Source organism: Streptomyces sp. SX-6 (assembly GCF_059089585.1).
The window spans coordinates 71,485-93,784 of sequence record NZ_JBTHHU010000028.1 but is presented as its reverse complement, the minus strand read 5'-3'; the positions used below and the strand labels follow the sequence as shown (position 1 = coordinate 93,784).

General features: G+C 71.3%; 23 protein-coding genes and 5 tRNA genes. 8 read left to right on the top strand and 20 right to left on the bottom strand.

Annotation, left to right across the window (positions count from 1 at the left end):
- Positions 1-6: 6 nt before the first annotated feature.
- Positions 7-1,656 carry a DAK2 domain-containing protein gene (locus ACV530_RS27655; RefSeq protein ID WP_494335347.1) on the bottom strand — a complete coding sequence of 550 codons (1,650 nt, stop codon included), beginning with the start codon at positions 1,654-1,656 and terminating at the stop codon, positions 7-9.
- A 271-nt stretch (positions 1,657-1,927) separates the two neighbouring features.
- Here ACV530_RS27655 and rpmB point away from each other — a divergent pair, with 271 nt between their 5' ends.
- Positions 1,928-2,113, top strand: a complete 186-nt coding sequence (gene rpmB / locus ACV530_RS27650; protein WP_494335346.1) for a 50S ribosomal protein L28 — start codon at positions 1,928-1,930, stop codon at positions 2,111-2,113.
- Between the two features lie 78 nt (positions 2,114-2,191).
- Here the strand turns inward: rpmB and thiD are convergent, their stop codons facing one another.
- Positions 2,192-2,983 (bottom strand): bifunctional hydroxymethylpyrimidine kinase/phosphomethylpyrimidine kinase, encoded by a 792-nt coding sequence (gene thiD, locus ACV530_RS27645; RefSeq protein ID WP_494335345.1) that lies wholly within the window; start codon positions 2,981-2,983, stop codon positions 2,192-2,194.
- Between the two features lie 11 nt (positions 2,984-2,994).
- A complete protein-coding gene (locus tag ACV530_RS27640; protein WP_494335344.1) occupies positions 2,995-3,966 on the bottom strand; it encodes a thiamine-phosphate kinase in 972 nt (323 codons plus the stop codon).
- Between the two features lie 146 nt (positions 3,967-4,112).
- On the opposite strand from ACV530_RS27640, the gene ACV530_RS27635 reads away from it, so the two are divergent.
- Positions 4,113-4,346 (top strand): Lrp/AsnC ligand binding domain-containing protein, encoded by a 234-nt coding sequence (locus ACV530_RS27635; protein WP_494335343.1) that lies wholly within the window; start codon positions 4,113-4,115, stop codon positions 4,344-4,346.
- Positions 4,347-4,366: 20 nt separating this feature from the next.
- On the top strand, positions 4,367-4,915 hold the full coding sequence (locus tag ACV530_RS27630) for a DUF3515 domain-containing protein (RefSeq protein ID WP_494335342.1): 549 nt from the start codon (positions 4,367-4,369) through the stop codon (positions 4,913-4,915).
- On the opposite strand, the gene ACV530_RS27625 is transcribed toward ACV530_RS27630, so the two are convergent.
- From ACV530_RS27625 to ACV530_RS27615, 3 genes are read right to left on the bottom strand one after another with little or no spacing between them, the layout of a single operon-like run.
- Positions 4,875-6,023, bottom strand: coding sequence for a D-alanine--D-alanine ligase family protein (locus ACV530_RS27625; RefSeq protein WP_494335341.1), 1,149 nt, complete (start codon positions 6,021-6,023; stop codon positions 4,875-4,877). The genes ACV530_RS27630 and ACV530_RS27625 overlap by 41 nt on opposite strands.
- 34 nt (positions 6,024-6,057) lie before the next feature.
- Positions 6,058-7,059 carry an NAD(P)H-dependent glycerol-3-phosphate dehydrogenase gene (locus ACV530_RS27620; protein WP_494335340.1) on the bottom strand — a complete coding sequence of 334 codons (1,002 nt, stop codon included), beginning with the start codon at positions 7,057-7,059 and terminating at the stop codon, positions 6,058-6,060.
- Positions 7,056-7,805, bottom strand: a complete 750-nt coding sequence (locus ACV530_RS27615; protein WP_494335339.1) for a lysophospholipid acyltransferase family protein — start codon at positions 7,803-7,805, stop codon at positions 7,056-7,058. Before ACV530_RS27615 ends, ACV530_RS27620 begins: the two co-directional genes overlap by 4 nt.
- Positions 7,806-7,974: 169 nt before the next feature.
- Between ACV530_RS27615 and cofC the strand changes: the two genes are divergently transcribed.
- Together cofC and ACV530_RS27605 are read left to right on the top strand one after the other, a co-directional pair.
- The gene (gene cofC / locus ACV530_RS27610) at positions 7,975-8,640 is read left to right on the top strand and encodes a 2-phospho-L-lactate guanylyltransferase (RefSeq protein ID WP_494335338.1); all 666 of its coding nucleotides are present in this window, start codon (positions 7,975-7,977) and stop codon (positions 8,638-8,640) included.
- 37 nt (positions 8,641-8,677) lie between these two features.
- On the top strand, positions 8,678-8,905 hold the full coding sequence (locus ACV530_RS27605; RefSeq protein ID WP_494335337.1) for a hypothetical protein: 228 nt from the start codon (positions 8,678-8,680) through the stop codon (positions 8,903-8,905).
- A 137-nt stretch (positions 8,906-9,042) separates the two neighbouring features.
- Here the strand turns inward: ACV530_RS27605 and ACV530_RS27600 are convergent, their stop codons facing one another.
- The 4 genes from ACV530_RS27600 to leuC all read right to left on the bottom strand — a co-directional run bounded on the left by ACV530_RS27600 (position 9,043) and on the right by leuC (position 12,308).
- Positions 9,043-9,687 (bottom strand): HU family DNA-binding protein, encoded by a 645-nt coding sequence (locus ACV530_RS27600; RefSeq protein WP_494335336.1) that lies wholly within the window; start codon positions 9,685-9,687, stop codon positions 9,043-9,045.
- A gap of 121 nt (positions 9,688-9,808) precedes the next feature.
- Positions 9,809-10,054 carry an SCO5555 family protein gene (locus ACV530_RS27595; protein ID WP_494335335.1) on the bottom strand — a complete coding sequence of 82 codons (246 nt, stop codon included), beginning with the start codon at positions 10,052-10,054 and terminating at the stop codon, positions 9,809-9,811.
- Positions 10,055-10,224: 170 nt separating this feature from the next.
- A complete protein-coding gene (gene leuD, locus ACV530_RS27590) occupies positions 10,225-10,818 on the bottom strand; it encodes a 3-isopropylmalate dehydratase small subunit (protein WP_494335334.1) in 594 nt (197 codons plus the stop codon).
- Between the two features lie 68 nt (positions 10,819-10,886).
- On the bottom strand, positions 10,887-12,308 hold the full coding sequence (leuC, locus tag ACV530_RS27585; RefSeq protein WP_494335333.1) for a 3-isopropylmalate dehydratase large subunit: 1,422 nt from the start codon (positions 12,306-12,308) through the stop codon (positions 10,887-10,889).
- Positions 12,309-12,433: 125 nt separating this feature from the next.
- Between leuC and ndgR the strand changes: the two genes are divergently transcribed.
- On the top strand, positions 12,434-13,162 hold the full coding sequence (gene ndgR, locus ACV530_RS27580; protein ID WP_494335332.1) for an IclR family transcriptional regulator NdgR: 729 nt from the start codon (positions 12,434-12,436) through the stop codon (positions 13,160-13,162).
- Here the strand turns inward: ndgR and ACV530_RS27575 are convergent.
- Positions 13,159-13,641, bottom strand: coding sequence for a DUF4188 domain-containing protein (locus tag ACV530_RS27575; protein ID WP_494335331.1), 483 nt, complete (start codon positions 13,639-13,641; stop codon positions 13,159-13,161). The two genes, ndgR and ACV530_RS27575, sit on opposite strands and share 4 nt — an antisense overlap.
- Before the next feature lie 81 nt (positions 13,642-13,722).
- Here ACV530_RS27575 and ACV530_RS27570 point away from each other — a divergent pair, with 81 nt between their 5' ends.
- Complete coding sequence (locus ACV530_RS27570; protein WP_494335330.1) at positions 13,723-14,361, top strand: MerR family transcriptional regulator; 639 nt, start codon at positions 13,723-13,725, stop codon at positions 14,359-14,361.
- Here the strand turns inward: ACV530_RS27570 and ACV530_RS27565 are convergent.
- From ACV530_RS27565 to ACV530_RS27525, 9 genes are all read right to left on the bottom strand, one after another.
- Positions 14,358-14,756: an STAS domain-containing protein gene (locus ACV530_RS27565; RefSeq protein WP_494335329.1), complete on the bottom strand. Its 399-nt coding sequence runs from the start codon at positions 14,754-14,756 to the stop codon at positions 14,358-14,360. The genes ACV530_RS27570 and ACV530_RS27565 overlap by 4 nt on opposite strands.
- A gap of 120 nt (positions 14,757-14,876) precedes the next feature.
- A tRNA-Glu gene (locus ACV530_RS27560) sits at positions 14,877-14,949 on the bottom strand.
- Between the two features lie 24 nt (positions 14,950-14,973).
- Positions 14,974-15,045 (bottom strand) — tRNA-Gln (locus tag ACV530_RS27555).
- A gap of 13 nt (positions 15,046-15,058) precedes the next feature.
- Positions 15,059-15,131, bottom strand: a tRNA-Glu gene (locus tag ACV530_RS27550).
- A gap of 33 nt (positions 15,132-15,164) precedes the next feature.
- Positions 15,165-15,237 (bottom strand) — tRNA-Glu (locus ACV530_RS27545).
- A 66-nt stretch (positions 15,238-15,303) separates the two neighbouring features.
- A tRNA-Gln gene (locus ACV530_RS27540) sits at positions 15,304-15,375 on the bottom strand.
- A gap of 322 nt (positions 15,376-15,697) precedes the next feature.
- On the bottom strand, positions 15,698-17,173 hold the full coding sequence (gltX, locus tag ACV530_RS27535; protein ID WP_494335328.1) for a glutamate--tRNA ligase: 1,476 nt from the start codon (positions 17,171-17,173) through the stop codon (positions 15,698-15,700).
- Positions 17,166-17,966: a fumarylacetoacetate hydrolase family protein gene (locus tag ACV530_RS27530; RefSeq protein ID WP_494335327.1), complete on the bottom strand. Its 801-nt coding sequence runs from the start codon at positions 17,964-17,966 to the stop codon at positions 17,166-17,168. Before ACV530_RS27530 ends, gltX begins: the two co-directional genes overlap by 8 nt.
- A 95-nt stretch (positions 17,967-18,061) precedes the next feature.
- Positions 18,062-18,247, bottom strand: coding sequence for a hypothetical protein (locus tag ACV530_RS27525; protein ID WP_494335326.1), 186 nt, complete (start codon positions 18,245-18,247; stop codon positions 18,062-18,064).
- 484 nt (positions 18,248-18,731) lie between these two features.
- Here ACV530_RS27525 and ACV530_RS27520 point away from each other — a divergent pair, with 484 nt between their 5' ends.
- A complete protein-coding gene (locus ACV530_RS27520) occupies positions 18,732-22,295 on the top strand; it encodes a sensor histidine kinase (RefSeq protein WP_494335325.1) in 3,564 nt (1,187 codons plus the stop codon).
- The last annotated feature ends 5 nt before the right edge of the window (positions 22,296-22,300 follow it).

Below are 22,300 nucleotides of genomic sequence, written 5' to 3'. Positions count from 1 at the left end.
CCGGGTCTATTCGATGCCGATGAGCAGCGGTGCCGCCTGTTGTTCGCCCCGGTAGACCACGGTGTCCACGGCCAGGTGACCGCCGCGCACATGCCGTTCCAGGCGGTCGGCGACGGCCTCCGGGACGCCCGCACCCAGCACGAGGGTGACCATTTCGCCGCCCGCCGCGAGCATCCGGTCCAGCACGGTCTCGGCGGTCGCCGCCAGGTCCGTGCCGATGACGGCCACGTCGCCGTCGATCAGCCCGAGCACGTCCCCGGCCTGGCAGACGCCGGCCATGGTCCACGACTTCCGCTCGGCGACGGCCAGTTCCGCGTAGCGGGTGGCGCCCGCCGCCGCGGTCATGGCGACGACGTCCTCGTCGAAGCGCCGGCCGGGTTCGTGGACGGCGAGGGCGGCGATGCCCTGGACCGGGGAGCGGGTGGGGATGAGGGCGACCCGGACGCCCTCGGCGCGGGCCTGCTCCGCGGCGGCGGCGGCGGTGTGCCGCAGCTCGGCGTCGTTGGGCAGCAGGACGACCTCGTGCGCGTGCGCGCGCCGGATCGCCTGGACGAGCTCGCCGCTGGCCGGCGGCTCCCCCGGCCGCAGCGCCACCACGGTCGCCCCGGCCTCCGCGCACAGCCGGGCCAGCCCCTCGCCGGGCACGACCGCCACCGCGGCCCGCTGGACGCGCTCGCGGACGCGCGTGCCCTCCTCGGCCGCGGCGCCGAAGTGGGTGATGCGGACGCGGTACGGGCGCCCGGCCTCGATGCCCGCCTCGACGGCGGCCCCGGCGTCGTCCACGTGCACATGGACGTTCCACAGCCCGTCTCCGCCCACGACCACGAGCGACTCGCCGAGCGCGTCGAGCCGCGCCCGCAGCCGGGCGACCGCTTCGTCGTCCGCCTCCAGCAGGTAGATCACCTCGAACGCGGGCCCGCCCGGCCCGCACTCCACGCCGCCGAGGTCGGCGGCGAAGGGCTCCACCCGCCACGCGGGCCCGGACCCGCCCCCGACGGCGTGGCCGCCGGGCGCACCGCCCGCGAGCGCGCCCGAGAGCGCCCCCAGCACCTCGACCAGCCCCTTGCCGCCCGCGTCGACCACTCCGGCCCGGCCCAGCACCTCGAGCTGCCCCGGGGTCGCCGCCAGGGCCGTACGGGCCCCTTCGTACGCCGCGCGGGCCACGGCCGGGACGTCGCCGGCGGCCGAGGCCGCGGCCTCGGCGGCGGCCGCCGCGACCGTCAGGATGGTGCCCTCGACCGGCCGGGCCACGCCCTCGTACGCGGACTCGACCGCGCGCCGCAGCGCCCGTACCAGGGCCGCTCCCCCGGCCTTCCCCTCGCCGGCCGCCGCCAGCACCTCGGCCATGCCGCGCAGCAGCTGCGCGAGGATCGTGCCGGAGTTGCCGCGGGCCCCTATCAGCGCGCCGTGGGCCATGGCCCGTACGGCCTCGGGCAGGCCGGGGCGGGAGTCGGGGCCGGTGGTGGCGTGGCCGTCGAAGACGGCCTCGACGGCGCGGGCGGCGGATTCGGCGGTCAGGTAGAGGTTGGTTCCGGTGTCGCCGTCCGCGACCGGGTAGACGTTGATCGCGTCGATCTCCTCGCGGGCCCTGCCGAGCGCGTCGAGCGCCAGGGCGCACCAGGCGCGTACGGCGACGGCATCCAGCGAGTGCGGCACCTGTGTCCTCCTGGGACTGCTCGGGGCTGTGACGACGGTGGGCACAGTAGTCGTGCCGGGGGCCACGGCGGACCGGCCGGGCACGATCACGGCCGGTCATGGTAGTTTCGTTGTCCTGGAGCGGTCGTTGTATGCTGCTCCGGTTGCCTGATGAGAATCAGGGCATCCCCTGACACTGCCGGTCACTCTCTGAGAATTCGGCACGCAGGGATTCACCGTACGTGCCTGTCGTCTCCGCGTCAGCGGGGGTGACCCGTCTTTGGAGTAACCCGTGGCTGCCAACTGCGACGTCTGCGGCAAGGGGCCGGGCTTCGGCAACAGCATTTCGCACTCGCACCGCCGTACCCCCCGCCGTTGGAACCCCAACATTCAGCGGGTGCGTGCGATGGTCGGTGCAACGCCGAAGCGGCTCAACGTCTGCACCTCGTGCATCAAGGCCGGCAAGGTCTCGCGCTAGTTCGCGCAGCCCCCACCGGATTGCATGAAGCCGGTCCCCTACGGAGGGACCGGCTTTTCGCATGCCCGCTCACGGCGCTCACGGCTTGAGCGCCCACCCGTGATCCACCGGCCCGATGCCCCCGCCCAGCGGGAATCCCGCCGCGATCGCCCCGGTGACGTACGCCTTGGCCGCCGCGACGGCCTCCGGCACCCCGCGTCCCTTCGCGAGCTCCGCGGCGATCGCGCTCGCCAGGGTGCAGCCCGTGCCGTGCGTATGGCGGTTGTCGTGGCGCGGTGCCCGGAACCGGTGTTCCTCGGTGCCGTCCGTCAGCAGGTCCACGGCGTCGCCCTCGAGGTGCCCGCCCTTGACCAGCACCCAGCGCGGCCCGTACGCCAGCACCGCCTCCGCCGCCCCGCGCAGGTCCGCCTCCGTGCGTACCCGCACGCCCGTGAGCCAGGCGGTCTCGTCCAGGTTGGGCGTGGCGACCGTCGCCACGGGCAGCAGCTTCGTACGGACCGCGTCGAGCGCGGAGGCGGCCAGCAGCGGGTCGCCGTGCTTGGAGATGCCCACGGGGTCGACGACCACGGGCGCGGCCACGCCGGCGAGCAGCCCGGCGACGGTCTCCACCAGTTCGGCGGAGACGAGCATGCCCGTCTTGACGGCGTGGACGCCGATGTCGTCGACGACGCTGCGGAACTGGGCCCGTACGGCCTCCTCCGGCAGCGGCCAGACGCCCTGGACCCCCCGGGAGTTCTGGGCGGTGACGGCGGTGAGCACGCTCATGCCGTGCGTGCCGAGCGCGAGCATGGTCTTGAGGTCGGCCTGGATGCCGGCACCGCCGCCGGAGTCGGAGCCGGCGACGGTCAGCACGGTGGGAGGTATGCGCACGGTTCCCGAACCTACTCCTCGGGCTCCGTCTCCCCGAAGTGGTCCCAGCCGCCCGCCCGGTCCCAGGGGGCGCCGTCCACGGTCACCTGGGGCAGGGCGGACGGGTTGACCACCTCGCCGATGACCTTCCAGCGCGCCGGGAGCTTGACGTCCGACGGGAAGGTGGCCACGATCGCGTGGTCCTCGCCGCCGGTCAGCACCCACTGCAGCGGGTCGACGCCGACGGCCTGCCCGATGTCCGACATCTGCGTGGGCACGTCGATCGCGGCCGTGTGCAGGTCGATACGGACCTTGCTGGCCTCCGCGATGTGCCCGAGGTCGGCGATGAGGCCGTCGCTGACGTCCGTCATCGCGGTGGCGCCGAGCGAGGCGGCGGCCGGACCGGCGTGGTAGGGCGGCTCGGGGCGCCGGTGGGCCTCGACGAAGGCGCGCGGCGAGCGGAAGCCGCGGGAGAGCACCGCGAGCCCGGCCGCGGACCAGCCCAGCCAGCCGGTGACGGCGACCACGTCGCCGGGCTGTGCGCCGGAGCGCGTGACCGGCTCGTGGTTGCGCAGGTCGCCGAGGGCCGTGATGGCCACGGTGATCGTCTCGCCGCGCACCACGTCCCCGCCGACCACGGCGGCACCGGCGACCTGGCACTCGTCGCGGATGCCGTCCATCAGCTCCACGGGCCAGGTCGCGGGCAGTTCGGCGGGTACGACGAGCGCGAGCAGCACCGCGGTGGGGACCGCGCCCATGGCGGCGATGTCCGCGAGGTTCTGTGCCGCGGCCTTGCGGCCCACGTCGTAGGCGGTGGACCAGTCGCGGCGGAAGTGCCGCCCTTCCAGCAGCACGTCCGTGCTGGCCACCACGCGCCGGTCGGGCGCCGCCACCACCGCGGCGTCGTCACCCGGCCCGAGCCGGACCGCCGGTGTGGTGGTGAGCCGGGAGGTCAGCTCTCTGATGAGCCCGAACTCCCCCAGCTCGCCGACGGTGCCTTTCACTGCGCTCCTCCTGGAGTCTCGGTTTGCCCTGTTGGTGACGTGTTCCGCGCCGCGCAGGCCGCGCGGGTCTCCCCGTGTCGTACGGCGGCGCGGTACGGTGGCGTCTCTTCTCCCCACATGATCCTCGAAGCCGCCCTGGAGGTTCCGTGGTACAGGCGTACATCCTGATCCAGACCGAGGTCGGCAAGGCGTCGACCGTGGCCGAAGTCATCTCGAAGATCAATGGAGTGATCCAGGCCGAGGACGTCACCGGTCCCTATGACGTCATCGTCCGTGCCCAGGCCGACACCGTGGACGCGCTGGGTCGCATGGTGGTCGCCAAGGTCCAGCAGGTCGAGGGCATCACCCGGACACTGACCTGCCCGGTGGTCCATATCTAGCTCCCCCGTATGCTCGGCCGGTGAAGTCTTCGCTCCGCCGGCCTCTCGGCCTGTCCGCCGCTGTCCTGCTGCTGGCGGCCGCCGGCTGCTCGTCGTCGAAGGACGAGGCGGGCCCGGCGGTCCCCAGTCCGGCCCCGACCGGCCGGCAGGCCGGATTCTGCCGGGCCCTGCACGCAGCGCTGCCGAAGACCGTGGGCGGTCTTGCGCAGCATGCCACCGACCCGGCCTCGGACTTCACCGCCCAGTGGGGCGAGCGGGACGCGATCACGCTGCGCTGCGGGGTGGACCGCCCGAAGAGCTTCAGCGATGTGAAGACCTGGTCCGCGGACATCGACGGGGTCAAGTGGGCTCCGGAGAAGCTCTCCGACGGCGGCATCCGCTGCACCACACCGCTGCGGCTGGTGTATGTGGAGGTCGTGCTCCCCAAGAAGGTGGCGGGCGAGGACGGCGGCGGGGACATGAGCGCGCTCACCGACCTCGCCGCCGCCGTCAAGAAGACCATCCCCGCGTGGGACGAGCCCGATCCCGTCAGCGCAGACCCGTCGGGCGGCGCAGCGCAGCCTGGATGAGCCGGTCCACCAGCTCCGGGTAGCTCACGCCGCTCTCCTGCCACATGCGCGGGTACATGGAGATGGGCGTGAAGCCGGGCATGGTGTTGATCTCGTTGATCACGAACTCCCCGTCCTCGGTGAGGAAGAAGTCCGCCCGGACGAGTCCCTCGCAGGACGTCGCCTCGAAGGCCTGCACGGCCAGCTCCTGCACCCGGCGCGTCTCGTCCTCGGTGAGAGGCGCGGGCACGATGCCGGACGCGGAGTCGATGTACTTGGCCTCGAAGTCGTAGAAGTCGTGCGCCTGGACGGGCGGGATCTCGGCGGGCACGCTCGCGCGGGGCCCGTCCTCGAACTCCAGCACCCCGCACTCGATCTCGCGGCCGCGCAGCAACGATTCGACCAGGATCTTCGGGTCGTGGCGGCGGGCCTCGGCGACGGCGTCGTCCAGGCCGCCGATGTCGTCGACCTTGGTGATGCCGATCGACGAACCGGCGCGCGCGGGCTTGATGAAGACCGGCCAGCCGTGCTCGCCGGCGAAGTCGACGATCTTCTTGCGGGCGGCGGCGGGGTCCGTGTCCCACTCGCGGGGGCGGATCACCTCGTACGGGCCGACGGGCAGCCCGTAGGAGATGAAGATCCGCTTCATGTACTCCTTGTCCTGGCCGACGGCGGAGGCGAGCACGCCCGCGCCGACGTACGGGATGCCGGCCAGGTCCAGCATGCCCTGCAGGGTGCCGTCCTCGCCGTACGGGCCGTGCAGCATCGGGAAGACGACGTCGACTTCGCCGAGTGCCTTGGGCACGGCGCCGGGTTCGCTGTAGACGACCTCCCGGTTGGCGGGGGCCACCGACAGCACCACTTCGCCCTCGGGCGATTCGGCGAGCTGGTCGACGTTCGGCAGCGTGCGGCCGGCGATCGCCATCCGCTCGGGGTCGTCGGCCGTGAGGGCCCAACGGCCGTCGGTGGTAATGCCGATCGGCAGCACGTCGTACTTGGTGCGGTCGATGGCGCGCAGCACGGCGCCGGCGGTGACCACGGAGATCGCGTGCTCGGAACTGCGGCCGCCGAAGACGACCGCGACGCGCGGCTTCCGGTCAGGGCTCTGGGTGGAGGTCTGGCTGCTCATATCGCGTTGAGAGTACCTGGTGGTACGCGGAGTTTCAGTGCCGCTCGGACTTGGCACTGCGCGACATCAGCTCCTTGAGGGCCACCATGGGTGGCTTGCCCTCGTGGACGATGTCCACGACGGTCTCGGTGATCGGCATGTCGACGTGGTGGCGGCGGGCCAGATCCAGCACGGATTCACAGGACTTGACGCCCTCGGCCGTCTGCCTGGTGACGGCGACGGTCTCCTCGAGGGTCATGCCGCGGCCGAGGCAGGCGCCGAAGGTGCGGTTGCGCGAGAGCGGCGAGGCACAGGTGGCGACGAGGTCGCCCATGCCGGCCAGGCCGGCGAAGGTGTGCGCGTCGGCGCCCATCGCGAGTCCCAGCCGGGTCGTCTCGGCCAGACCCCGGGTGATGAGCGAGGCCTTGGCGTTGTCGCCGAGTCCCATGCCGTCCGCGATGCCGACGGCGAGGGCGATGACGTTCTTGACGGCACCGCCGAGTTCGCAGCCGACCACGTCGGTGTTGGTGTACGGGCGGAAGTAGGCGGTGTGGCAGGCGGCCTGGAGCCGGGTGGCGACGGCTTCGTCGCGGCAGGCGACGACGGCGGCGGCGGGCTGCCGTGCCGCGATCTCCTTGGCGAGGTTGGGGCCGGTGAGCACCGCGACCCGGTCGGGTGTGACCTTGGCGACCTCCTCGACGACCTCGCTCATCCGCTTCGCGGTGCCGAGTTCGACGCCCTTCATCAGCGACACCAGCACGGTGTCGTCCGCGAGCAGGGGCCTCCACTGCGCGAGGTTGCCGCGAAGTGTCTGCGAGGGCACGGCGAGAACGGTGAACTCGGCGTCGTGCGCCGCCTCGGCGGGGTCGGTCGTGGCCCGTACGGATGCGGGGAGTTCGATGCCGGGAAGGTAGTCGGGGTTGGTACGGCCGGTGTTGACGGCATCCACGAGTGCGGCGCGGCGGCCCCACATCGTCACGTCGCAGCCCGCGTCCGCGAGCACCATCGCGAAGGCGGTTCCCCAGGAACCGGTGCCGAAGACGGCGCAGCGCGTCACTTGCTGTCCTCCTGTGCCTTCCTGCGGACCTCGGCGCGGGCCTTCTTGTGGTTGTACGGCTCCGCGGGGGCGGGCTCGCCCCGGAGTTCGGCGAGGAGTTCGGTGATCGCGGCCATGATCTTCTCGGTGGCCTCGCGCAGTACTTCGGCGGTGGGTTCCTTGCCGTAGTACATCGAGAGGTCGACGGGCGGACCGGCGATGACGCGGAGCGTCTTGCGGGGGAAGAGCCGCAGCTTCTTCTCCTTGGCGTACGGCGGCATGGCCTCGTTGGCGCCCCACTGGGCGACCGGGACCACCGGGGCCTTGGTGAGCAGGGCGACGCGGGCGGCACCGGTCTTGCCCTCCATGGGCCACATGTCGGGGTCGCGGGTCAGGGTGCCCTCGGGGTAGAAGGCCACGCACTCGCCCTTGTTGATGGCGTCGACGGCGGCGCGGAAGGCGGTGGCGGCGTCGGTGGTCTCGCGGTAGACGGGGATCTGCCCGGTGCCGCGCAGCACCGCGCCGACGAAGCTGCCCTTGAACAGCCCGGCCTTGGCCAGGAAGCGGGGCACGCGGCCGGTGTTGTACTGGTAGTGCGCGTACGACAGCGGGTCCAGATAGGAGTTGTGGTTGATCGCGGTAATGAATCCGCCGTCGGCCGGAATGTGCTCCATTCCCCGCCAGTCCCGCTTGAACAGAACCAGGAGCGGCGGTTTCACCATCACCGCGGTAATGCGGTACCAGAAGCCGATTCTGTGGCGGGACACTCGGACACCCTTCTGTCGGGACGGGAAGCTTCGCGGGCCTGTCGCTCGCCCGGGAGCCGGACAAGTCTCGCCCCAGTTACCCGGTCTGTCGAGAACACCGTAACCCCGTGCTCTCCTGACGGCCGCGACGGCGGGTGAGAATGGGGCCGACACGAAGAGAGGGGCGGATGTGGCCTGGACCCTGGTGGTGCCGCTGAAACCGCTGGCCATGGCCAAGAGTCGTCTCACGGGCGCAGGTGTGCCCGCTCCGCGGTCCGCGCTGGCGCTGGCCTTCGCCCTCGACACCGTGGGCGCGGCCCTGGCCTGTGGGTCCGTACGGGATGTGGCGGTTGTCACGAGCGACCCGACGGCCGGGGCGGAACTCGCCGCGCTGGGCGCGTGGACGGTGGACGAACCGCCGCGCGGCGGCCTGAACGCCGCGCTCGCGCACGGGGCCCGTACGGTGCGTGCACGGCGCCCGAATTCGGCCGTGGCCACCCTCAACGCGGACCTTCCGGCGCTGCGCCCGGCGGAACTCGGCCGGGTGCTCGATTGGGCCGCCGAATTCCCGCGCGCATTTCTCGCCGATGCGGCCGGAATCGGTACGACCCTGCTCGCGGCGTCTCCCGGAATCGCTTTGGAGCCGGCGTTCGAGGGGCACTCACGGGAGCGGCACCGGGCTTCCGGGGCACGGGAAATCGAGCTGGCGGGGGTCGAATCCGTGCGCCAGGACGTGGACACGGAAGCGGATTTGCGGGCGGCGCTGGCCCTGGGCGTCGGTCCCAGAACGGCGGCCGTGGCCGCTCGCCTCCCCCGGTGCCGGACGGGCCGGGCCGTCGAGCGGCCCCTGAGCTGACGCCCTTGACCTGACGCCCCTGGCCTAAGCTGCTGGCATGCAGGCCACCGCGTACACCTACGACCCCCAGACCCGTTCCGGAAGCGTGCTGCTGGACGACGGCACCCCGGTGCCGTTCGACACCGCCGCGTTCGACGCGGGCGGCCTGCGGTTGTTGCGTCCCGGGCAGCGGGTGCGGATCGAATGCGAGGAACCCACCGAGGAAACTGCCGGGGAGGGCCCGGAGGGCCTGCGCATCACCCTGGTGACGCTCCAGACCCTCTGACGGCTCCGACGGCGCCTGAGGGCGCCGCAGGGCGCTTCACGGGCCCGTACAAAGCCCGTTGTGCCCCGTTCCGTACACACCGCGGGCCGGGCTCCCCGAAGGGAGCCCGGCCCGGCGCGTGACGCCGATCGCTGCCGTTACTTCTTCTTGGCGGCGGTCTTCTTGGCGGTCGTCTTGCGCGCGGTGGTCTTCTTCGCAGGAGCCTTGACCGCGGTGGCCTTCTTGGCGGGCGCCTTCTTGGCGACGGCCTTCTTGGCGGTGGTCTTCTTCGCCGTCACCGTCTTCTTGGCGGTGGTTGCGGCCTTCTTGGCGGTGGTCTTCTTCGCCGTGACCTTCTTCGCGGTGGTCTTCTTGACCGCGGCCTTCTTGGCGGTGACGGCCTTCTTCGCGACGGCCTTCTTGGCGGCGGCCTTCTTGGCAACGGCCTTCTTGGCGGTGACCTTGCCGCCGGTGAGGCTGCCCTTGGGCGCCTTCTTCACCGCGACCTCGCCACCCTTCGGCAGCTTCTTCGTGCCGGCCACCAGGTCCTTGAAGCCCTGGCCCGCACGGAAGCGCGGCACCGAGGTCTTCTTGACCCGCACGCGCTCACCGGTCTGCGGGTTGCGGGCGTAACGGGCCGGGCGGTCGACCTTCTCGAACGAGCCGAAACCGGTGACCGAAACGCGGTCGCCGGCGCACACCGCGCGGACAATCGCGTCGAGTACGGCATCGACAGCGTCCGAGGCCTGCTGACGGCCGCCAACCTTGTCGGCAATCGCTTCAACGAGCTGCGCCTTGTTCACGTCTTCCCCTTCGGAGACTTCGCTGGAATTGTTCCAGCCTTTTCGCACGTTAGGCAGATATATACCGCAAATCAAACACGAAACGGTCTAATCACCCTTGTGCCGCAACGAACCCGACCCATCACGGAGTTCCGTCGGTGCCGCGCTCTGAAGGGAAACGGCCCTCGTCGAGGTCGTTCATCAGCCGGTCCAGACGCAGTGCAGCGTCTGAGAGATCGTGCTTCGCCACGGCCGTGATGGCCAGCAGCTTCCGGGACAGCGCCACCCGTACGCCCTCCGGGACTTGCAGTGTGCGCACCCGTGAGTGCGCTTCCTTGAGTCGGTCGGCGACGAGCCGGTAGAGCTCGAGTTGGCTGTCGCTTCCCATGCACCGATTGTGCCATCTGAGGCGAGTTGTCGCCTCACGGGGCCTCAACAGAGCGATGCGCCCCCTGTCCGAGGACAGGGGGCGCATCATGTCAAACCCTGGGTGAACAGCGAAAATCCGGGGTCGGAACGAGGTCGGCGCGCTGGGCCGAACGGGCGTGAAAACCCGCTTCAGATCAGGGCGGTGGACGGTTTGAAGGACGGCCGCCGGGCCTCGTACGCGGCGATGTCGGCCTCGACCCGGAGGGTCAGCCCGATGTCGTCCAGGCCCTCCAAGAGCCGCCATCGGGCGTTCTCGTCAAGGTCGAAATCAGCCGTGATTCCGTCGGCGCGGACCTGCCGGGCGACGAGGTCCACCGTCACCGGCGCGGTGGGGTCCGCCTCGGTCAGCGCCCACAGCCGCTCGACCGTCTCCTGCGGCAGAACGACCGTGAGCAACCCGTTCTTGAGCGAGTTGCCGCGGAAGATGTCGGCGAACCGCGAGGAGACGACGGCCCTGAAGCCGTAGTTCTGCAGCGCCCAGACCGCGTGCTCGCGCGAGGAGCCGGTGCCGAAGTCGGGGCCGGCCACCAGGACCGAGGCACCCGCGCGTTCGGGACGGTTGAGCACGAACTCCGGGTCCTTGCGCCAGGCCTCGAAGAGCCCGTCCTCGAACCCGTCCCGGGTGACCTTCTTCAGCCAGTGCGCCGGGATGATCTGGTCGGTGTCGACGTTGCTCCGGCGCAGCGGTACGGCCCGGCCGGTGTGCGTGGTGAAAGCTTCCATGGTGGTGAGTTCCTTCCCTCTTCGCGCCTCTTCGCGGCTCGGAGCCTGCGGTAAGGTGCTCTGCGCGATCAGGCCGCGAGGACTTCCCTGGCCGACAGGTCGGCGGGCGAGGCCAGATGGCCCAGCACCGCGGTGGCGGCGGCGACCTGGGGCGAGACGAGGTGGGTCCGGCCGCCCTTCCCCTGCCTGCCCTCGAAGTTGCGGTTGGAGGTCGACGCCGACCGCTCGCCCGGCGCGAGTTGGTCGGGGTTCATGCCCAGGCACATCGAGCACCCGGCGTGCCGCCACTCCGCGCCGGCTTCCGTGAACACCTTGTCCAGGCCCTCGTCGACGGCCTGCAGCGCCACGCGGACGGAGCCGGGAACGACCAGCATCCGTACACCGTCGGCGACCGAGCGGCCCTTCAGCACGGCGGCCGCGGCCCGCAGGTCCTCGATCCGTCCGTTGGTGCAGGAGCCCACGAAAACGGTGTCCACGCGGATGTCGCGCAGCGCCTGACCCGCCGTCAACCCCATGTATTCCAGGGCCTTTTCGGCGGCGAAGCGCTCGGTGGGGTCCACGTACGAGGCCGGGTCGGGAACCGCCGCCGACAGCGGTGCGCCCTGGCCCGGGTTGGTGCCCCAGGTGACGAACGGGGCGAGTTCGGAGGCGTCGACGACCACTTCGCGGTCGAACACGGCGTCGTCGTCGGTGCGCAGAGTGCGCCAGTACGCGACGGCCTCGTCCCAGTCCGCCCCCGTGGGGGCGTGGGGACGGTCCTTGAGGTAGGCGAAGGTGGTCTCGTCGGGGGCGATCATGCCGGCCCGCGCACCCGCCTCGATGGACATGTTGCAGACGGTCATCCGGGCTTCCATCGACAGCTTCTCGATGGCCGGGCCGCGGTATTCGATGACGTGACCCTGGCCACCGCCCGTACCGATGCGTGCGATGACCGCCAGGATGAGGTCCTTCGCCGTGACGCCGTCGGGCAGTTCGCCCTCGACCGTGACCGCCATCGTCCGGAACGGCGCGAGCGGCAGCGTCTGGGTGGCCAGCACGTGCTCCACCTGACTGGTGCCGATGCCGAACGCCAGCGCGCCGAAGGCGCCGTGGGTGGAGGTGTGGCTGTCCCCGCACACGACCGTGGTGCCGGGCTGGGTGAGTCCGAGCTGCGGTCCCACCACGTGGACGACGCCCTGCTCCACGTCGCCCAGCGGGTGCAACCGCACGCCGAACTCGGCACAGTTCGCCCGGAGGGTCTCCAGCTGCACACGGGAGACGGGGTCCGCGATGGGCTTGTCGATGTCGAGGGTGGGGGTGTTGTGGTCCTCGGTGGCGATGGTCAGGTCGGTGCGGCGGACCTTGCGCCCGGCCTTGCGCAGCCCGTCGAAGGCCTGCGGGCTGGTGACCTCGTGCAGCAGGTGCAGATCGATGAAGAGGAGGTCGGGCTCGCCCTCGGCGCGCCTGACGACGTGGTCGTCCCAGACCTTCTCCGCGAGTGTCCGTCCCATCGCTGTCCCTCCGGCCGGATTGCCCGGCCAACTCGGATTGCCGTTGGAGTGCTGTCCGTACAGGTTGGACCTTCGCGCCGGAATATGAACTTGCGTTTCACAGTGTGAGACGCGAGTATCGTCGCATGGACAACACTGGAGGCCCCTCGAGCGGTGTGGGCGTACTCGACAAGGCGGCTCTGGTGCTGAGCGCTCTGGAGTCCGGTCCGGCGACCCTCGCCGGACTGGTCACGGCGACCGGGCTGGCACGCCCGACGGCGCACCGGCTCGCGGTGGCGCTGGAGCACCACCGGATGGTGGCGCGCGACATGCAGGGCCGGTTCATCCTCGGCCCCCGGCTGAGCGAGCTCGCGGCCGCCGCGGGCGAGGACCGGCTGCTGGCGACGGCGGGCCCGGTGCTCACGCACCTGCGGGACGTGACCGGCGAGAGCGCCCAGCTCTACCGCCGCCAGGGAGACATGCGCATCTGCGTGGCCGCCGCGGAACGTCTGTCCGGATTGCGGGACACGGTGCCGGTCGGCTCCACCCTGCCGATGAAGGCCGGCTCCGCCGCCCAGGTGCTCATGGCCTGGGAGGAGCCCGAGCGTCTCCACCGCGGCCTGCAGGGCGCCCGTTTCACGGCGACCGCCCTCTCGGGCGTACGGCGCCGGGGCTGGGCCCAGTCGATCGGCGAGCGCGAGCCCGGGGTCGCCTCGGTCTCCGCGCCCGTACGCGGGCCCTCCAACCGCGTCGTGGCCGCCGTCTCGGTCTCCGGCCCGATCGAGCGGCTGACCCGCCACCCCGGCCGCATGCACGCCCAGGCGGTCCTCGACGCGGCCGTACGCCTCACGGAGGCCCTGCGCCGCAACGGCTAGCCCGCGAGCCGCTCCGCGGCCCGCTCGCCCCGCCGCCCGACCGGCTCGACTCCGTAGGCCTCACCGAGCCCGGTCGGCGGCATGGCGTGGTAGATCGCCTCGTACGAGCCCGCCGGCACGATGTACGTCTCGTGCCAGATGCCGACACTCCCCGCACCGTTCCGCGCGCGGCGGTTGAACGCCGCCCAGGCGGGGCGGTGCTGCCGTTCCGGGGCCGAGGCGTAGGCGAGCAGTTTCTCGCGCGACTCCCAGTACTGGACGACCGTGTAGACGCGCGGCCCGGCCGTGTACAACCGGTACCCCAGCAGCCCGCTGCCCTCTTCGCGCGCGAGCTCCTTGAGCATGCGCGGCATGGCCGTGAGGGTGGGCAGCCAGTGGCGCACCGCCCGCCACCGGTTGATGCGCACCCCGATGAGGAAGACCACCACATCCCCCTCGGCCGCCGCCGTGACCCGCCCCGCTATCGGTGCCCTACTCATGCCGTACCCCCGCTCCTCTTATTGGATAGCGTCGCTATCCATGTTTGGATAGTGCCAGTATCCAAAGGAGGGTGCAAGAGGATGCGACTGGCCGAACTGAGCGAGCGCAGCGGGGTGTCCACCGCGACGATCAAGTACTACCTGCGGGAAGGGCTGCTCCAGCCCGGCCACCGGGTCACCGCCACCCAGGCCTCGTACGGCGAGGAACACCTGCGACGGCTGCGTCTGGTGCGGGCGCTGATCCAGATCGGCAAGGTGCCGGTGGCCGTCGCACGGGCGGTGATCGACGCCGCGGAGGACACGTCGCTGGACCACCACATGCGGCTCGGCGCGGCCACCCGGGCGCTGCCGCAGGCCCCGGGGCCCGCCGAGGACGACGAGGCGGCCGGGGCCGCGCGCCGGTCGGTCGAGGCGCTGCTGGAGCAACTGGGCTGGCGCGGCATGCACGACGAGGCCTCCCCCGCCCTCGGCACGCTCGTCGCCTCGGTCGCCGCGCTCGTCCGCCTCGGCTACCCCTGCGACACCGCGCACCTGCTGCCGTACGGCCGCCTCGCCGCCGAGCTCGCCGTCGCCGACCTGGACCTGGTGGAGGAACAGCCCACGGCCGCCGGGCAGATCGAGGCGGCCGTCGCACTGACCGTGCTGTACGAACCGGTGCTGCTCAGCCTGCGCAGGCTGGCGCACGTCCAGGAGTCCGCCCGGCGGTTCGGGGGTTGTTAGGGGGCGCCCAGCCGGAGCCCCGGGGTGCGGTGCCAGCCGATCAGGGTGATCGCCTGGGCCAGGTGCGGCATCAGCCCGGCCAGTTCGACGGTGCCGTGACGGGCGGCCCGGGCCCTGGCGAAGGTCATCAGCAGCCGGACGCCGCCGAGGTCGAGGAACTCCACCCGGGACATCTCCAGGCGCACCCCTGACCGCCGCGACGGACCACAGCGCGTCCCTGAGCCGGCCCCGTGTGGCCGCGTCGACGACTCCCTCGAGGAGCAGCCCCGGCGGGCAGTGGGTACGGGCGACGACCAGGCCGGTGAGCCGCCGCGAACTCCCCGGCCGGGCAAGGCCTCGCGGTGCGGCGGGCTCGAACTCGCCGCCGGGCAGCCGGAATTCGCGGTCCGCGCCATGGGGATGGACCATGCGGGGAATTATGACGCCGGGGGCCCGGCGGGGAGAAGGGCGCACAGTCGCCGGACGGGCAACGAAAAAACGCCCCTCGCTCATGCGAAAGGCGTTTTTTCTTCTTGTACCCCCGACCGGATTCGAACCGGCGCTACCGCCTTGAGAGGGCGGCGTGCTAGGCCGCTACACAACGGGGGCTAGCTCTATCTATTCAGTTTTCAGCTGGGGTACCAGGACTCGAACCTAGACTAAATGAACCAGAATCACTCGTGCTGCCAATTACACCATACCCCATGGTGTTTACCAGTACCCCCGACCGGATTCGAACCGGCGCTACCGCCTTGAGAGGGCGGCGTGCTAGGCCGCTACACAACGGGGGCCTGTAATCCACTCATTGTTCATGAGCAGATCCGTACCCCCGACCGGATTCGAACCGGCGCTACCGCCTTGAGAGGGCGGCGTGCTAGGCCGCTACACAACGGGGGCTAGACACTGCATTTTGCGCGTTTTGCAAGAGAACTATATCCGAAGGAATTCGGTTGAATTCTCTTGCTGGGGTACCAGGACTCGAACCTAGACTAAGTGAACCAGAATCACTCGTGCTGCCAATTACACCATACCCCACCAGAACTCGACCCCCCTGAAGGGGTCTTGCTCGGGCTGGCGCCTCCCGCTCCGGCCTCTCGGCCCTCTCGGGCGGCGCAGGAAGAACATTACCCGAAGGTGGACGGGGCTCCAAAATCGATAAGCCGCCATCGCAGTCCGGGCCGCCACGGCATGCGCACCGGCCCGGCGCGGGCGATCCGGCCGCACGCCCCCGAGGGCCTCCGCGGCCGCCGTACGCCCCGTCAGCCCCGTCAAAGCCGGAAGGCCCGCTCCGCGGCACGAAACCGCGGGAGCGGGCCTTCTGCTGCCTTCGGGGCGCTTCGGGGTGCCCTTCCGGGCGTTACGCCGCCAGCTTCGCCAGCGCGGCGTCGATGCGGGCCAGCGTGCGGTCGCGGCCGAGGACCTCGAGGGACTCGAACAGCGGCAGGCCGACCGTCCGGCCGGTGACCGCGACGCGGACCGGGGCCTGTGCCTTGCCGAGCTTGAGGCCGTGCTCCTCGCCCGCGGCGACGACGGCGGCCTTGAGGGCGTCCGCGTTCCAGTCGGCGGCGGCCAGCTTCTCGCGCGCCGTGCGCAGCAGGGCGTCCGAGCCCTCCTTCATCGCCTTGGCCCAGGAGGCCTCTTCCTCCACCGGCTCGTCGAGGAAGAGGAAGTCGACGTTGGCGGTGATGTCGGACAGGACGGTGAGGCGGGTCTGCGCGTGCGGGGCGATCTCCTCGAACCGCGCCCGGTCGAAGGCCTCGGGCGCCCAGGGGGCGTGCGGGGCCTTCAGCCAGGGGTCGCAGGCCTCGATGAAGGCCTTCACGTCCAGCTGCCGGATGTGGTCGGCGTTGATCGCCTCGGCCTTCTTGAGGTCGAAGCGGGCCGGGTTGGCGTTGACGTCCTTGATGTCGAACGCCGCGACCATCTCCTCCATCGAGAAGATGTCCCGGTCGCCCGAGAGCGACCAGCCCAGCAGGGACAGGTAGTTGAGCAGGCCCTGCGGGAGGAAGCCGCGCTCCCGGTAGAGGTTGAGGGAGGCCTCCGGGTCGCGCTTGGAGAGCTTCTTGTTGCCCTCGCCCATGACGTAGGGCAGGTGGCCGAACTCCGGGACAGTGCCGTTGCCGACGCCGATCTCGGCGAGCGCCCGGTAGAGGGCGACCTGGCGCGGCGTCGAGGAGAGCAGGTCCTCGCCGCGCAGCACGTGCGTGATCTCCATCAGCGCGTCGTCGACCGGGTTGACGAGCGTGTAGAGCGGCGCGCCGTTGGCGCGGACGATGCCGAAGTCCGGCACGTTGTCCGGGGTGAAGGTCAGCTCGCCGCGAACCAGGTCGGTGAAGGTGACCGGCTCGTCGGGCATCCGGAAGCGGACGATCGGGGTGCGGCCCTCGTCCTCGTACGCGGTGGTCTGCTCGGTGGTGAGGGTGCGGCACTGGCCGTCGTAGCCGGAGGGCTTGCCGGCGGCGCGGGCGGCCTCGCGGCGGGCGTCGAGCTCCTCGGTGGTGCAGTAGCACTTGTACGCGAAGCCGCGCTCGAGCAGCTTGGCGGCGACGTCCCGGTAGATGTCCATGCGCTGCGACTGGCGGTACGGCGCGTGGGGGCCGCCGACCTCGGGGCCCTCGTCCCAGTCGAGACCCAGCCAGCGCATCGAGTCGAGCAGCTGCTGGTACGACTCCTCCGAGTCGCGGGCCGCGTCGGTGTCCTCGATGCGGAAGACCATGGTGCCGCCGTGGTGCCGGGCGAAGGCCCAGTTGAACAGGGCGGTGCGGACCAGACCCACGTGGGGGTTGCCGGTCGGGGAGGGACAGAAACGTACGCGGACGTTCGCGTTAGCCACGCTTGATCACCTTGTTGGTGAGAGTGCCGATGCCTTCGATGGTGACGGCGACCTCGTCGCCGACGTTCAGGGGTCCGACTCCGGCCGGGGTGCCGGTGAGGACGACATCACCGGGGAGCAGTGTCATCGCCTCGGTGATGTGGACGATCAGGTCCTCGATGGGGCGCACCATGTCGGCGGTGCGGCCGAGCTGGCGCTGCTCGCCGTTGACGGTGCACTGGATGCCGAGGTCGCCCGGGTCCAGCTCGGTCTCGATCCAGGGGCCGAGCGGGCAGGAGGCGTCGAAGCCCTTGGCGCGGGCCCACTGCTTCTCGCGCCGCTGGACGTCGCGCGCGGTGACGTCGTTGGCGCAGGTGTAGCCGAGGATGACGTCCTTGACGCGCTCGCGCGGGACCTCGCGGCACATGCGGCCGATGACCACGGCCAGCTCGGCCTCGTGGTGCAGCTCGCTGGAGAAGGAGGGGTAGGCGATGGGGTCGCCGGGGCCGACGACCGCGGTCGAGGGCTTGAAGAAGGTGACCGGGATCTCGGGACGCCCTTGATCATCAACAATGGCATTGCCCAGCTCCGCCGCGTGCTCGGCGTAGTTGCGGCCGATGCCGACGACCTTGTTCGGCAGGACGGGCGGCAGCAGCCGGACCTTGCTCAGCGGGATCTTCCGCCCGGAGCGCTCGAATTCGGCGAAGGGGTGTCCCTTGATGATGTCGAGGACGGGTCCGCCCTCGGTGTGGGCGTCGCCCTCCACCACGCCGAACGCGACGTTGCCGTCGAGGGAAAATCTGGCGATGCGCACGGGAAACTGTGCCCCTGTCTGATCGGTCCGGAGTCTGACACTTCAGGCTATCGCGGGGGCCTGCGCGCGGCCCGTGCGCCGCAGAGGGAGGGCGTTCAGCCCTGGGGCGCGGCCTGGGGCGCGACCATCAGGATGGTGCGGCGCGGGTTGGCGGTGACGGTCGGCAGCTCGGCGGCGTGCTCCGGGCGCTCCGCGTCGAAGAGACCCTCGATGTTCTCGCGGTTCACGAGCGTGGTGCGGCGCGGGTTGGCGGTCTTCCGGGAGGGCATCGTCGTCTTCACTGTTCGGGGCCTCGCGTTGTCGTCACGGGTTACGGATTCTCGGGAAATGCAAAGAACCAGGCTAGGCGCGCCATTCCCCCCGGGGGCATGGGGGATGCCCGGCATTGCCTGTGAGTTTGCTCACGAACCGGCCGAAAATTGCCGCAAACCGGGCGCCCGATCTGACATCGCGAAACGGACATTGCAGGGCTGAACCTGACGTTCCGCTCCCGATCATGGCGACTGGGACAACGGATGCCAGCCAGGGACACCCGGGTGGCTCGTCCATGAATGTCCGCTATGGATGAGCGCATCCTCTACGCTTCGCGACATTTCCTGTACACACCGTCACCCACCGTCCCGCTGCCTGCACCGGCCTTGTTGGGAGATCCGGCACTGTGCTGGAATTCCACGGACCGCCAGGGGGGCACCGCGGTCCCCCCACGACTCGACACCGTCCTTCCGCTCACCCGGTGGGGCGCCTGGTCCAGAGGTTGCGACGCTAGTGCAGGGACGTTTCAAGAGGGAAGGCAGCGCTGCGGCGGAGAAGGAGCCGCGCGGTGCGACCGACCGCGGCACGCCTGCCGACGCGCCGAGCGGCGGCGGCGAGCCCGTCGACGCGCCGAAGGCAAAGGGGCCCGGCGGGCCGGGTACGCGAATAGCCATGCGCAACTGGCGCATCAGCACCCGACTCGTCTCCCTGCTCGCCCTCCCCGTCGTCGCCGCGACGACGTTCGGCGCGCTGCGCATCAACAGCTCGCTCGACAACGTCGACCAGCTCGACCACATGAAGCTCCTCACGGAGATGACGGGCAAGGCCGCCGACCTGGTCGACGCCCTTCAGGAGGAGCGCGACAAGTCGGCGGGTCCGCTGACGGTGTCCAATAAGAACTACAAGGACGACGAGGTCGTCGCGCCCCGGGAGAAGACCGACCGCGCCATCAAGGCGTTCACGGATGTCACCGGAAAGGTCAAGCCCGACGACACGGCGATGGTCGGTGTGCGGACCACCCTGGTCGACATCACCAAGCAGCTCCAGAAGATCAAGGATGTCCGGTCGTCCGCGTACTACGACAAGAACTACATCTCGCAGACGGCCAACAGCTACGACGCCCTGATCACCTCGCTGCTGGGTCTCTCCCAGGACATGGCCCAGGCCACCAGCAACAGCGAGATGATCTCCGCGACCCGTGCGCTGACCGCGTTCTCCTCCGCCAAGGAGTACGCCTCCATCCAGCGTGCGGTGATCAGCGCGGGCCTCGCCAACCCCTTCGGTCCCCAGCTCACCGCCAACGACCGCCAGTACGGCAAGGCGGCGGCGGACAACGAGACCGCGGCCATCAAGCGCTTCACCGCCATCCGCGGCGACTATGACCAGGAGCTGACGGCGCCCCTCAACGGCAGCGTCGTCGACGTCGTCACGGCCAACACCTACGCCGACCGCGTGCTCGAGAAGCAGGACGGCATCAAGACCGACCCGCGCTCGTACCGTGACTGGTACGACCTCGACACGTCCAAGCTCACCGAGATGGGCAAGATCGAGAAGAGCTTGCTCTCGGAGATGGACCAGCAGGCCCGTCAGCTGCAGGACGACGCCACGCAGGAAGCCGTCATCAACGGTGCGGTGGTCGTGCTGGTGCTCGGCATCTCGCTGGTCGGCGCCTTCGTCGTGGCCCGCTCCATGGTCAAGTCGCTGCGCAGGCTGCAGGACACCGCCCAGAGGGTCGCCCAGGACCGTCTGCCCGAGCTCGTCAAGCAGCTCTCCGAGACCGACCCGCAGGACGTGGACACCTCCGTGGAGTCCGTCGGCGTGCACAGCCGGGACGAGATCGGAAAGGTGGCCGCGGCCTTCGACGAGGTGCACCGCGAGGCGGTCCGCCTCGCCGCCGAGCAGGCCCTGCTGCGGGGCAACGTCAACGCGATGTTCACCAACCTCTCGCGCCGGAGCCAGGGCCTCATCCAGCGTCAGCTCTCGCTCATCTCCGAGCTCGAGAGCCGCGAGGCCGACCCCGACCAGCTGTCCTCGCTCTTCAAGCTCGACCACCTCGCGACCCGTATGCGCCGGAACGGCGAGAACCTCCTCGTTCTCGCCGGTGAAGAGCCCGGCCGCCGGTGGACCCGCCCCGTCCCGCTCGTCGACGTGCTCCGTGCCGCCGCGTCCGAGGTGGAGCAGTACGAGCGCATCGAGCTGACCGGCGTGCCGCCGACCGAGGTCGCCGGCCGCGTCGTCAACGACCTCGTGCACCTCCTCGCCGAGCTGCTCGAGAACGCGACGTCCTTCTCCTCCCCGCAGACCAAGGTCAAGGTCACCGGTCACGCACTGCCGGACGGCCGCGTGCTGGTCGAGATCCACGACACGGGCATCGGCCTCTCCCCCGAGGACCTGGCCGCGATCAACGAGCGGCTCGCCAGCCCGCCGACCGTCGACGTGTCGGTCTCCCGGCGCATGGGTCTGTTCGTGGTCGGCCGCCTGTCCCTGCGACACGGCATCCGCATCCAGCTCCGCCCGTCCGACTCCGGCGGCACGACGGCGCTCGTCATGCTGCCCGTCGACGTCGCCCAGGGCGGCAGGAGGCCGGGTCCGGGTGCCGCCGGCACCAAGGGCGCTCCCGCGATGCCGGGCATGCCCGCCATGCCCGCCATGGGCGGTGCGCCGGGCGGTACCCCGGGCAGTGCCCCGACCGGCGCCCTGGGCAGTGCCCCGACCGGTGCGCCGGGCGGTTCCCTGCCCACCGCGCCGAGCCGGCGTCAGGTCCCGCCCGCGGGCCCCCGGCCCGCCCTGTCCTCCCGCCCGGCCACGACCGGCAGCGGTCTGCCGACGCGCCCCCTGCCGACGCCCGGCCAGGGTCCCGCCGCCGCCGCGCCGAGCGGCCCGAGCCTCTTCGACACTCCGCCCCGCGGCGGCAGCGCACCCGCGGCGCCCGCCGCCCCCACGGCGGACGGCGCGGGCGAGCAGGGCCGTCCGCCGCAGCTGCCGACCCGTGGCGGCAAGGGCCCGGCCACGATCAGGCCCGTGGGCAGCCCCGGACGCCGTCCCCCGCAGCTGCCGACCCGTGGCGCGTCCGACGACGGCCAGGCCGGCCGACCGGCGCCGAGCTGGGGCAGCGACGACCGTGCTCCGAAGGCCCCCGAGCCCGCGCCGGTGGACGACTGGCCGCTGGCCACGGACGGCTCGCCGCGGAACGCGCAGGACACTCCGCGAGGCCACGAGGACGTCGAAAGCGCGTCCCGTACCGCCGAGTTCCCGCAGCTGCCCGCCGCCCCCGAGCACCCGGGCAGCACCACCGGACAGACCCGTCTCCCGGACACCGGCCAGTTCGCGCAGCCCGGCGACACCACGGGCTTCCCGCACCTGACCGCGGTGCCCACGCCGGACAACAGCGGCACCGGCCAGTTCCCGCAGCTCACTCCGGTCCCCGAGCCGGACCTGACGGGCAGCGGCACCGGCCAGTTCGCCCTGCCCGGCGCCGGCGCGCCGCAGGGCGGACCGGGCGACACCGCCGAGTTCCCGCAGCTGCGCCCGGTGTCCGGTCCGGACGGCGGCACGACCGGACAGCATGAACTCCCCGGCGACACCGGGCAGTTCGCGGTGCCCGCGCAGCCGCAGGCACCGGCCGGTGCCGACTCGGGGACCCCGCTCTTCCAGGAACTGGAGTCGCACTGGTTCCGCGGAGCGCCCGGCGAGAGCCGGCCGTCCGTACCGGAGCAGCCCGCGGAAACCCCGCAGCCGCTGCCCCGCCGCGAACAGCGCACGGCGCCCGCCGAACAGGGCTCCTGGCGCGACACCACCAACGACGAGCGCTGGCGCCGGGCCGAACAGGTCCGTGAGCCGGCGGCGGGCGGCACGACCTTGTCCGGGCTGCCCCGGCGCGTACCGCGTGCCAACCTCGTCGAAGGCACGGCCCAGCAGGAGCCCGTGCAGGGCGGTCCGCAGGTCTCGCGTTCGCCCGACGACGTACGCGGCCGGCTGACCAACCTCCGCCGGGGCATCCAGCAGGGACGTCAGGCCGGCACCGGCTCGTCCACCGGCAGCCACAATGTTGGCCCCACCTACCAGCAGGAGCGTTAGTTGAG

What these genes read in the sequence shown, in the direction of transcription:
- leuC (WP_494335333.1), bottom strand. Translation starts at nt 12,308, where the DNA reads ATGGGACGGACACTCGCGGAGAAGGTCTGGGACGACCACGTCGTCAGG.
- ACV530_RS27570 (WP_494335330.1), top strand. Translation starts at nt 13,723, where the DNA reads ATGCGACTGGCCGAACTGAGCGAGCGCAGCGGGGTGTCCACCGCGACG.
- leuD (WP_494335334.1), bottom strand. Translation starts at nt 10,818, where the DNA reads ATGGAAGCTTTCACCACGCACACCGGCCGGGCCGTACCGCTGCGCCGG.
- ACV530_RS27605 (WP_494335337.1), top strand. Translation starts at nt 8,678, where the DNA reads ATGCAGGCCACCGCGTACACCTACGACCCCCAGACCCGTTCCGGAAGC.
- ndgR (WP_494335332.1), top strand. Translation starts at nt 12,434, where the DNA reads ATGGACAACACTGGAGGCCCCTCGAGCGGTGTGGGCGTACTCGACAAG.
- ACV530_RS27625 (WP_494335341.1), bottom strand. Translation starts at nt 6,023, where the DNA reads ATGAGCAGCCAGACCTCCACCCAGAGCCCTGACCGGAAGCCGCGCGTC.
- ACV530_RS27595 (WP_494335335.1), bottom strand. Translation starts at nt 10,054, where the DNA reads ATGGGAAGCGACAGCCAACTCGAGCTCTACCGGCTCGTCGCCGACCGA.
- ACV530_RS27575 (WP_494335331.1), bottom strand. Translation starts at nt 13,641, where the DNA reads ATGAGTAGGGCACCGATAGCGGGGCGGGTCACGGCGGCGGCCGAGGGG.
- ACV530_RS27565 (WP_494335329.1), bottom strand. Translation starts at nt 14,756, where the DNA reads ATGGCGCGGACCGCGAATTCCGGCTGCCCGGCGGCGAGTTCGAGCCCG.